This is a genomic window from Vibrio sp. R11-SG3-ISO9, assembly GCF_059834255.1.
The window spans coordinates 21,530-30,276 of record NZ_JCBDGU010000006.1; the positions used below are offsets into that span (position 1 = coordinate 21,530).

Annotated in this window: 5 protein-coding genes and 2 pseudogenes; all 7 read right to left on the reverse strand. The window is 40.9% G+C overall.

Features of this window, described 5'->3' with window-relative positions; genetic code table 11:
* Positions 1 to 2: 2 nt before the first annotated feature.
* The 7 genes and pseudogenes from AC6R05_RS02120 to AC6R05_RS02150 all read right to left on the reverse strand — a co-directional run bounded on the left by AC6R05_RS02120 (position 3) and on the right by AC6R05_RS02150 (position 8,542).
* Complete coding sequence (locus AC6R05_RS02120) at positions 3 to 2,480, reverse strand: LuxE/PaaK family acyltransferase (RefSeq protein ID WP_500646445.1); 2,478 nt, start codon at positions 2,478 to 2,480, stop codon at positions 3 to 5.
* Entirely contained in the window at positions 2,471 to 3,595 is a 1,125-nt protein-coding gene (locus AC6R05_RS02125) for an iron-containing alcohol dehydrogenase (protein ID WP_500646446.1), read from the reverse strand. Before AC6R05_RS02125 ends, AC6R05_RS02120 begins: the two co-directional genes overlap by 10 nt.
* A 9-nt stretch (positions 3,596 to 3,604) precedes the next feature.
* Entirely contained in the window at positions 3,605 to 5,026 is a 1,422-nt protein-coding gene (locus AC6R05_RS02130; RefSeq protein WP_500646447.1) for an AMP-binding protein, read from the reverse strand.
* Positions 5,027 to 5,032: 6 nt separating this feature from the next.
* Entirely contained in the window at positions 5,033 to 5,242 is a 210-nt protein-coding gene (locus AC6R05_RS02135) for an acyl carrier protein (protein ID WP_500646450.1), read from the reverse strand.
* A gap of 55 nt (positions 5,243 to 5,297) precedes the next feature.
* Complete coding sequence (locus tag AC6R05_RS02140; RefSeq protein ID WP_500646448.1) at positions 5,298 to 6,173, reverse strand: DapH/DapD/GlmU-related protein; 876 nt, start codon at positions 6,171 to 6,173, stop codon at positions 5,298 to 5,300.
* A gap of 36 nt (positions 6,174 to 6,209) precedes the next feature.
* Positions 6,210 to 7,485, reverse strand: a pseudogene (tviB, locus tag AC6R05_RS02145) (Vi polysaccharide biosynthesis UDP-N-acetylglucosamine C-6 dehydrogenase TviB).
* A 15-nt stretch (positions 7,486 to 7,500) separates the two neighbouring features.
* Positions 7,501 to 8,542: pseudogene (locus AC6R05_RS02150) on the reverse strand (Gfo/Idh/MocA family protein).
* Between the last annotated feature and the right edge of the window lie 205 nt (positions 8,543 to 8,747).

Consider the following 8,747-nt stretch of genomic DNA (forward strand, 5'->3'; position numbering starts at 1 on the left):
TTTTATAACGGACCACCAAGTGATACCCAGCGAACGAGGCGATCTAACGCAAACAATCCATCCCATGGAGAATCAAAATGCGTCATGTACCCAACATCAGGGCATCTCATCGCACCTTGCATTAAAATCTCATTAGCAAACTGGAGCTTCTTCTCGCCATGCATCGCTAAACCAACCGTTTGAATATCTTCATGCACGCTACCAATAACATCAAAGACATTATCTACGGCTTTAACGGTAATCACTCGCTGATAGGTTGGTTCAACTAAATCAGTGCCTTCATCGAACAACACCGTCCAACGTAAATGACGGTCATTCCATGATTCACCAATGAAACCATACTCTGCAATTTTTGAACGTATCTTGTTTGCCTGCCCAATGTCTGGCACTTGAGTCGGTAAGCGCACAAGAGCCTTATCCATTGCTGCAGCTAGCTTTTCAGCGAATTCTTTCGGGGTTATGTCACCACCCTTTTCAACAAAGATGGTGTGAGGCGAAGCACAAGCAAACTGGTCAAATACACTTGAATCCGTTGCTGCTCGACGTATCAGTTTTCGAATGGCCTTTTCGGAATCTAAGGCGTCACTACCAATCACCATCATCGACAACTTAGGCCCAAAAAGGATATCTTGACTGTTATATTTTTTCGGTAAAGCACTTACCGCTTCTATTGCTTCTCGACCACCCCAAGCAATACGCACATCGGCATTCGCAGAAAAGCGTTCTGCTATCTTTGTTTGATGACGGTCAAAGTACACAACAGCCAGTGTTTCTAACAGGTCATCACCATGAATGGTATACCCACCAGGTGTGGTGTAACTGATGCCTTTAAAAGTACTTAACAACACAGGAAGTGCTTGAGATTCATCTGCCGATACCTTAAGGATATTCGCATTTTTACTCAATATACTCTGAACTAACGCAAACATACCAAGCAGTGGCACATTACCAGATAACCAGTGAGATACGACGCCTCTAGGCATCGCTTTAAGCGAACTGTGGCTGATGTCTTTGCGAGGCATAAAGTTGTCGAGAAAACCCCGTTGTCCGTGCAACGCCGAATCAAGCAAACTACGTAAGCGATTAGGCTCACACCAATCCGCCAAGAAGTTAAGTCCAGTATGACGATAAGGGTCTAACTCGGGGTTTTCAGCCCAAGTTTTACGAGCAGTATCGAAAAGACCGAGTATCGCTTCAGCAGGCTGTTTCGCTAACCATTGTTGCTTCAACTTAAGGTGTGTCAGAATCACATTCAACTGCTCAGAAGGTGAGTCAGATTCATTCAAGTCGACCGGAGCGTGATACACCACCATATGTTCAGCTTGTTCTGCAGATTGCTTCGAGGTTGGCTTTTTGGTGACTTTTTCAGACATGACATCACCACAGCCACGAACTTCAGCTTTCTTAGCTCGACCAATCACTTTGAAGCGCTTTCCAACTCGCCCACACTCACACACAGAATCTTCGACAACACCAAGATCATCGGTCAATACAACATTGCCAGGGTAAGAGTGTTGCAGCGGGCTAACAAACTCCAATAAGCCCACCACACCATTCGGACAAGGTGATAGATCAGCTTCATCTCGAATAATCACGTCAGAGTAAGCATGTACATGCTTCCAGCCCGCTTTACAGTCTGGGTAGTTCAACCCCATTTGCTCTGTAAAACCGTAAATATCAATAACATTATCGGGGGAGATACCCAATACGTGCGCGATGTCTTGGTTGAATGTTTTCTTATCAACCTTCTCAGATTCCAGTTTCTTCCAACCACCAATATGGATGACCTGAGAGCCAGCCGGAAGTTTAAAGGACACCCCTTTTTCTTTTAGACTCTTGAAAACCGTATGGTACAGAACGAAAGTAAAACCGAAAATGACAAGCGGCTCTTCACTGTCTAACCCATTTAAATGCTCAACAAACTGCTGCTCTAAAAACTCTAACGGAGCTGAAGGGCTAGAAGCATCAATAAAGTAATGAGAAGATGACGCAAAGTTTAGATAGCCTTTAACGGCTGCAATACGAGCGCCTAAGTTGCTTGCATTTGGGCTCGTTGGATCGATATCCATGATACAGAACGGGCGCCTTTTCGGTCCTAAAACCTCTTGCATCACGCGAGCCATTGCTCTGGTTTGACGACGAGCCGTAACCTTATCAAGAAGAACGGTACTTGGTACCCCACTTGTCGCCGAAGATTGAAGCTTAGTCTTGATAGCCGTTTCGCTAACCGACGCTAATTTATGGCCAAGAGCTTTAAAAATATGCACAGGGATCGCCGGTATGTCTTCCAAGCTGCCACTGAACTGCATTGGGTTGAACCCATTTTTCACGCAGAACTTACGGTACATCTCATTGCTGTTATAGTGATGTACTAGCTCTTCAAGCAAGTTCTGTTTAAATAAGGGTTGCTTTTGAGCTTCAGGTAACTCGAAAGGGCGGGCATCTAATACGCTCGTTAGGCTTTCATTCTTTATAGACATTTCTTTACTATCTCTTTAACGTCATCTTCAGCGAAAGCGACTGGGTTTGTCGCAGCAGCAGGATCAAGTAATGCGTTCTTTGCAATGTTGTCTAGTTGCTCATTCGATAGATTCAAAGAAACGCCTTGCCCCGAGGTTAAACCCTTAAACAGGTCAAGAAGAGCCTGTCTACTTGGTAAACCAGCATTCTTAATTAGTCGTTCATATTTCTGCTCAACGGCCTGATCTTGAGAATTGAACTCAATAACGGCTGGCATAAGCACCCCATTTGCTAATCCATGCCCGACATTAAAATGTCCTAGTTGGTGGGCGATAGCATGTGAAAGCCCGACAACACAGTGGTTCTGAACCCAACCAGCAAGCATTGCAGCGTGCTGTAATTCTGAGAGCATGTCGATATGCCACTCATCCTGATCTAACTGTGACTGATAACGATAGACAATCGATACGGATTGTTCCGCAAATGTCTCCATTAATGGGTGAGGGATTTTAGACACATAGCCTTCAATCGCATGGGAGAGCGCATCGGCGACTGTAGTTCTTAAAATACTTAATGGGACCTCAGAGACAAGATCAGGGTCTAGAATCACTAAATCAGGAAGGAAATCGTGTGTAACGACCGCTTTTTTACTTTGAGTTGCACTATCTAACATGACAGCTGCCGATGACACTTCGGACCCCGCTCCTACCGTGGTAGGAATCGCTGCAAATTTTGCACGCCCACGCAGTGGCGGTATTGCAAATGGTCGGAATAAGACATCTGGGTCGATCGTTGGGCATTCATAAAGCAGCCACGCTAGCTTAGCGCCATCAATAATGGAGCCGCCACCAAGTGCGATAATATAATCAGGTTGGAATGACTCAAGCTCACCAACCACACCTGAAAGTTCATCAACCGTCGGTTCACCTTTCCAAGATTTTTCGATCACACGAACACTGGTCGCGTTGACTAAACGAACAACTTGTTCAAAAAACTTTGACTTACGAAATGAGGGGCTGATTATTAGTGCGACACGATTTGCCACAAGGCCTTTGAGTGCCATTCTTGCATTCTTTCCGTTCGCAATTTCATTAGCATTACGAAATACGGGCAAAGGAAATCGAAGTTTTAACATGAAGTTCTCTTACATTTTAGTCAGATGTAGACGTTGAATTTTACCTGTGGATGTTTTTGGTAACGCATCAATGACTTTGTACTTTTCAGGGCGCATATGAACAGGGAGTCGTTGTGCAACCGTTTCCCTTAGTCGAGATTCTAATGTATGAATATCATCAATCATGGCAGGCTCAACAACGATAAACGCTTGAACGACTTCTCCCATATTTGCGTCTGCGCATGGAACGCAGGCGGACTCTATTACACCATCATCAGAATTCAGCACTTCTTCAATTTGGTAAGGGCTTACCTTCTTGCCCCCGACATTGATGATCTCTTTAAGTCGCCCAGTTAAGAACAAATAGTCGCCTTCGTATTTGCCCAAATCACCTGTTCGGAAGTAGCCGTTCGAAAACGCGGCAGACGTCAAATCTTGATTCTGGTAGTACTCTGTTAGCATCCAAGATGCCTTAAATGCTATTTCACCGACCTCACCTTCAGGAAGATGCAGTCCATCTTCATTAAGAATAGCAAACTCAGCGCCTCGCGAAGCATGGCCTACAGCTTCTAAATTGTCAGTATGGAAATGAGTGAATACCGCACGAGAAACTTCCGTCAAACCATAGTGCATAACAATATGAGTCGATGGGAACCATTGTATTAACAGTGCTTTATCCTCAGGAGACAAACGCGCGCTTCCAAACTCTATATATTTTAGCTGATGAGCATATTTACTGATGCGGTCTTTAGACATTGTAGTAATAAATGCCCAAGCAGATGGGACCAGTCCGAGTCCTGTTACCTTATGACTCTCAATGGCCTTAAAAACACTTTTCAAACGCTGTAGCGGATAACCTAATACCAACGTACCACCAACAAAAAGAGTGGTTCGCATGCGTCCCATACCAAAAGAGTGGCTAAGAGGCATTAATAGAAGCTCAACATCTTCTGGTGTGTTGCCTACCTCACCGACAATATGCTGAGTAGCTCTCAACAACTGCTCATGACTCAAAGCGACACCTTTAGGCTCGCCAGTTGTCCCACTCGTAAACATGAGGTCGGCGATACCACTAGAAATATGGCTGGTAACTTCTTTGTCGGACTCTAAAGGATGAATATCCGCTATGTAGGTTTGACAGTCTTCAATCGATAGACTCGGATTAACCTTTTTATCGATAAATTGCTTGTAACTTTCGTCTGCGTCGGCAGCCAAGTTAACCACTTTTGCACCAATATAATGGATCGCAAAATACACAGCTACAAAAGCGTAACTGTTAGATGCCGTCACAACGACAGCATCTCCGGGTTCGACTTCCTTCATTAATTTAGAAGCCGTGCACTTGATAGTCTCAGCGAGTTGCATGTAGGTAACAGCTGCGTCTTTCTCGTAGAGAGCGACATGCTGAGGACGAGATGCTGCGTGAGCTAGTATTGTTTCGACTACCGACATAAAACGTTACTCATTGTTTAAAACAGCGTCGACAATGTCTTCTACATCTTCGATCTCTAACGTCTGCTCGATGTCTAACACTACGCCTAGATCTGACTCTAATGCAGCGATGATGCGCATGTGAGCAAGAGAGTCCCATTCAGGAATATCGCCAACTGCCAAGTCATCAGTTATTTTTTCAGCGGGAACAGACAACACTTTTGAAATAACATCAATAGTTGATTTTTTATTATGCAAAATTAAATCCTCAAACTCTTAACTTGTTAACTTATTAACTTATTAACTTAGATTTTGTTTTCATGGCAGGATTACCAAAATAAACACCATGTTCTTTCAGATTGCTAATTACTACAGCACCTAAACCAACAGTGACATCCTCTCCCACAGTAATACGTTGCAATACGGTCGAGTTGGGTGCCAAACGCGATTTATCTCCAATTTCAACATATCCACACAAAGTAACCGAAGCTGCTATAGAAACATTATTCCCAACATGACAATCATGAGATATAAGGCATAGAGCATCAATTTTAACATTGTCGGAAATGATAGTGTTATCTATATTCCCTTGAGCTATTACCGTATTATATCCAATTTCAACATTGTTTCCAATTACGACACCTCCAAGCGATTCTAGTGGAGTCAAAACCCCAGAAACATTTGTATGATTATAACCTTTAGAACCAACAATAACATTAGATCTAATTATGCAATTATCGCCAATGACAGTCCCACTTTTAATCATTACATTATCTTCAATAATACAATTCATACCAATTGAGACATCTTCTTCGATAACAACATTATTTCCAGTAAAAACTGATTCATCTCTAGATTTAGATAGAGTTATCTTTTTAAATCCTACATTCCTTACAATATTATTAACAATTGTAATAATAGATTCTTTTACATTATCTACAACGATACAAGCGTAACCTTCAAGCTCCTCTTCACATACAACTATCAGATTGTTTTTGTTACAAGGTAGAGGTCCTTTAATATATTCACAAATACTATCTTCGCTGGTCGAACTGTTATCTGAAATCGATTGAATTAGTACGTTCAAGTCCAAATGATTAGGGTTAGTAAAAATAACATCTTGTAGAATATCAATAAGTTTCGAAGCTGAATTAAAATAACGAGACATATAAGGCCTAAAGTCGATACTATTTAATCGTTGTAATTAAAGACGCATATCTGCGTCCGAATAATTGAATACGTGCTTAACATCATAAACGATGTGGTTTTCTTTACATAGCGATCGAATTTTATCGATGCCCATCTTTTTAGTTTCACTATGATCTACGGCTAAAACAACGGCATCATATTTTCCATTTTCTAACGCATCAGTAAGCTCGATATCATATTCAACTTTAACTTCTTCCTTTGAGGCCCAAGTATCATGAACATCAACAGACATATTAAAATCTCTAAGCTCTTTAACAATATCAATAATTTTGGTATTACGTACATCAGGGCAATCGCCCTTAAATGTAAAGCCTAATATAAGAACTTTCGCTTCATCAATATGAATTTTTTTACTTGCCAGTTTTTTTACAAGTTGAGTCGCAACATATTCACCCATACCATCATTAATACGACGGCCAGCAAGAATAACCTCTGGTCGATAACCGACTTCTTGAGCTTTATGAGTAAGATAGTAAGGATCAACACTAATACAATGACCACCAACAAGACCTGGTTTGAAGGGTAAGAAATTCCATTTTGTTCCAGCTGCTTTTAGAACTTCTTCAGTATCAATTTCAAGTTTATTAAAAATTTTCGCAAACTCATTAATAATCGCAATATTTAAATCACGCTGCGTATTTTCAATGACTTTTGCTGCTTCTGCGACTTTAATTGAAGAAGCTTTATGCGTACCAGCATCGACAATCGATGAATAAACAGAGTCTACATAATCTGCAATCTCAGTCGTAGAACCAGAAGTTATCTTCATAATCGTTGTGAGACGATTTACTTTATCACCTGGGTTTAATTCGTTCAGGGCTATAACCGGCAAAAAAATCTTTATTAAAAGTCAAACCAGATAACTTTTCAATAATGGGGATACATATTTCTTCTGTCGCACCAGGGTATACTGTAGACTCAAACACGACAACATCCCCTTTAGAAACCACATTAGCTAATGCTTCTGATGCATTTTTCAAAGGAGTAAGATCGGGGGTTTTATCATCTGTAATTGGTGTCGGAACTGTAACTACATAAAAGTTACAGTTCTTTATATCGCTTAGCTCACTCGTGTAAGATAAGTATTGTGCTGACTGTAACTCTGAAGAAGTACACTCAAGTGTTGAATCCATTCCCTCTATAAGTTCTAAAACTCGCGGTGTGTTTATATCAAAGCCAATCGTATTGTACTTTTTACCGAATTCTACTGCTAGTGGTAGCCCTACATAACCAAGTCCAATAATGCCAATATTTAAATTGTCTAACGTCATTTTAATTTCTCAATATTATAAATTCAATGGTAACCCAATTTCTTTATTATCACGTGCCGAGCGATAAGTACTAATCAATAGCTCAAGTGACTTCAGGCCTTCTCGACCATCAGTTTCAGGGGCAGCTTTGCCACGTAAAACGTCTGCTACATTCTGAAAATATGGTGGGTGACCAAAACCATAAACAGAGGTTGTTTGATAATTGGCATTTTCAATATCAGCATCATAATCTTTATCTTCTGAAAATGTCCATTCTTGAATCTCATTGACTGCAACACCACCAATACGAACTGTACCTTTTTCGCCTAAAATGGTAATCGAACCCTCGAGATTTTTAGGGTACGTACACAATAGTAACAGCCATAGAGCCGACAGCACCATTACGCCATTTAATATTAACTACGCCAGTATCTTCTACATCAATATCTCGATAGGTTGATGTCATCGCATGAATTTTTTCGACTGGCCCAATAAGCCAATGCATCAAATCAACATAGTGCGTTGCTTGATTCATAAAAGCACCACCGTCCATATCCCAAGTGCCTGACCATGCGGCTCGATCATAATACTCTTGTGGGCGAGTCCAAAACACATTTAGATGAACCATGTGAATTTGCCCAAAACGTTTTTCGGTTACAGCTCGCTTAAGTAATTGCAAAGTTGAATTGCGGCGGTTTTGCTTAACTACAAATAAACGAACGTTCGCTTCATCACATGCTCGCACCATTGCTAAACCATCTTCCCATTTAGTAGCCATAGGCTTTTCTGTAATGACATTAACTTTAGCTTTAGCTGCTTTTATAGTTTGAGATGCATGAATACCACTGGGCGTACAAAGCGTTACCAAATCTAGTTCTTCTTTCTCTAGTAACTCATCAATAGAAAGGTAACCTGGAACATTGAACTTTGACACGTGTTCAGAAAGCGTTTCCTTATTATTGTCACAAACTGCAACTAATTCATATTCATCATTTAGTTTCTCAATTGAACCAAAGTGATTTTTAGAAATACGACCACAACCAACGACTGCTATGCGAATTTTTCTGGTTTTTATCATGATATATTCTTTCTAAAGAAGGGAGGAGGGGCCTCAGACTTTGAACCTCACCTGAGACATTTTTCATTCATTTGAGATCATCTATCCTAGACAATCCCTTATAAAAATAGATTTTTCTTACTTTTAGAAAAGGGCTTCAGTAAGCCCTATTTTTTATCACTTGAGTAGGTATAGTTATAATAACCATACCCGTAAGAACTTGATG

Bases quoted from the DNA above. Each gene is read 5' to 3' on its own strand.
- AC6R05_RS02130 (WP_500646447.1), bottom strand. From the start codon at position 5,026: ATGTCGGTAGTCGAAACAATACTAGCTCACGCAGCATCTCGTCCTCAG.
- AC6R05_RS02125 (WP_500646446.1), bottom strand. From the start codon at position 3,595: ATGTTAAAACTTCGATTTCCTTTGCCCGTATTTCGTAATGCTAATGAA.
- AC6R05_RS02140 (WP_500646448.1), bottom strand. From the start codon at position 6,173: ATGTCTCGTTATTTTAATTCAGCTTCGAAACTTATTGATATTCTACAA.
- AC6R05_RS02120 (WP_500646445.1), bottom strand. From the start codon at position 2,480: ATGTCTATAAAGAATGAAAGCCTAACGAGCGTATTAGATGCCCGCCCT.